At 27.8% G+C, this 2156-nt stretch carries 2 protein-coding genes; both read right to left on the bottom strand.

Translation table 11 applies throughout. The features are described from left to right. Positions 1-164: 164 nt before the first annotated feature. Positions 165-1154: a hypothetical protein gene (locus FGM02_RS17670; protein ID WP_139959920.1), complete on the bottom strand. Its 990-nt coding sequence runs from the start codon at positions 1152-1154 to the stop codon at positions 165-167. 390 nt (positions 1155-1544) lie between these two features. Beyond that, positions 1545-2057 (bottom strand): hypothetical protein, encoded by a 513-nt coding sequence (locus FGM02_RS17665; RefSeq protein WP_139959918.1) that lies wholly within the window; start codon positions 2055-2057, stop codon positions 1545-1547. Positions 2058-2156: the final 99 nt, after the last annotated feature.

Here is a 2156-nt window from a genome sequence, read left to right as displayed (position 1 = left end):
TGGACTTTTCGGCCTAACACTATCATTATACTTATTTTATGTTTTTATCTTAGTCGACCTAAAAATACATAAATAAGTATAAGTGACACAGTAAATAAGCCTAAAACTTTGGGGAAGAAATAAAAACCCACATTAACTTTATACGGTGTTGTGTGTTCGTAGTTTTATATCTTCCTCTTGAACTTTTTTAATAAATGTTTATCATTCGCAAAAGCAAACATTCTTTCTCTTTCTTTACCATCTAATTTTTCTAAATGACCTAAATTTTTACCATAAATTCCAAATTCTTGTAAGTATTGTTTCTGTTCATATTTTTCTAGGTTCAATCTGATTTCTTCACAAAGAAATAGGTATTCTTTAAAATATTTAGAAATATCTCGTGTCCGTAATTCTGAAATTATATATCTATGAATTACTCTGTTTCGCTTATTATATAAATTATTTAGTTGTTCATAGAATTTTTCATCTATGATTTTCATTTCAAAGGCTTTGGTGTATATTTTTCTTTCCATTATACCTCTTTCACTTTCTCCTTGATATAAAAATTTAATTTCAATATCGTTTGTCTTATTTAATAACTGTGTTTCTAAAATTATATTTAATCTTAAAAAAGCGTCGATTTGATTTGAAAGAATTACTATTGATTCAATATATGTTTCATTTTCAATAGATTTTGAAAGTAAATCATAAGATGCTCCTAATGAACCAATAAAATTGTCATACTTGTTTAATTTTTGAGCGAATTCCCTTTCTTCTTTTGGTATAACTCTAACAGATTTTAGTACGTTTTGAACAACTTTTTGTTGGTCGTTAAAACCTTTTTTTTTCTCAGCACCTAAAGAATAAATATATTTCGCAAAAAGTAATTGGTCATCTACCTGTGCATAATATATAGTTACATTGAATTCGTTGTCATTTTTTTCAGTTGGATACCATTCTAAAATTGAATTGTTTTTTTGAATTTTCATATTAGGATTTATGCTTTCTTTTTTCAAAGGATAGCAACTAATTTGAAAGCATCCGAGAGAGTTCTCATAAGGTTCAAAACTATAAGGAGATTCATTTTTATATCCTTCAACAGCAGTATTTCTATATTGCCAATTTATAGGTGTGTTTAGAATAAATATTCCATTCGGTTCAGTCCAATCTTTCATTTTGCTTCAATTTTTCTCCTATGACACACAACGGTTTTGTATAAGATTAGTGTGGGAGAAAATGTCCTTGGACTTTTCGCCCTAGCACGAAGCTTATACTTATTATATGTTTTTATCTTAATCGACCTAAAAATACCTAAATAAGTATAAGTAACATAGTAAACAGACACAAACCTTTGGATAAACTATAAAAACCCACATTAAACTTATACGGTGTTGGCTGTAGTTTTATTTTCCGAAGTAAAAAATTCATTATTATTCTTCGTGTGAAATGCAAATTATTATTCAATACTGAATATTAAATTCCATGTTCTTTTGAAATTTCAATATTTATAGGTCACTATACTATATCCTTTTTAATAAAAAATAAATGTTGGCAGCAATAAATTTTTATTTTAGAAGTTTGCGGTATGTTTTTTTTGGATGTTTGAAAATTTCAGTTTTCAAATCATAATATTTTGTTTCAGTTAGTGTAATGTTTTTCTCAATATTTCCTTCTCTGTTTAGGATACAAACTGAAAAATCATTTTGCTTTTCAATTTCACTAGTACTTACGAGGTTTGGATCGATTAGAGGAGTTCCTTCTATTATATAAATATATTCTCCATAAATATAAGGTATATAAAACCACTTATATGTTAATACTCCGTCTAGTAATGCGACAGCACCGGGAACGGATTCGATAGCTCTATCCATTGCTTCTTTTCCATTAGGATAACCAGTTGGGATTATTATAATTATAGGTTTTTTATCTTTTCCACTAACACGAGTGTTACCTTTTTTGTATGTAGGGAATTTAGAAAACTCAAGGTTTTTTGATGATACGATTGTGAAGTCCATCACTCTTTGTGAGCAACTGGTTAATATCATAAGAAATGATAATGTGAATAATGTTTTTTTCATTGTTTTTTTAATTTATATTACTGCCAACGGTTTTGTATAAAGTTAGTGTGGGAATTGATAATCGTAAGATTCTCAGCGGAACACTAAGCTTATACTTAT

This window comes from Flavicella sediminum (assembly GCF_006381105.1).
Taxonomy (GTDB): Bacteria; Bacteroidota; Bacteroidia; order Flavobacteriales; family Flavobacteriaceae; genus Flavicella; species Flavicella sediminum.
The sequence above is the reverse complement of the archived record's forward strand: the minus strand, read 5'-3'. Positions and strand labels throughout refer to the sequence as shown.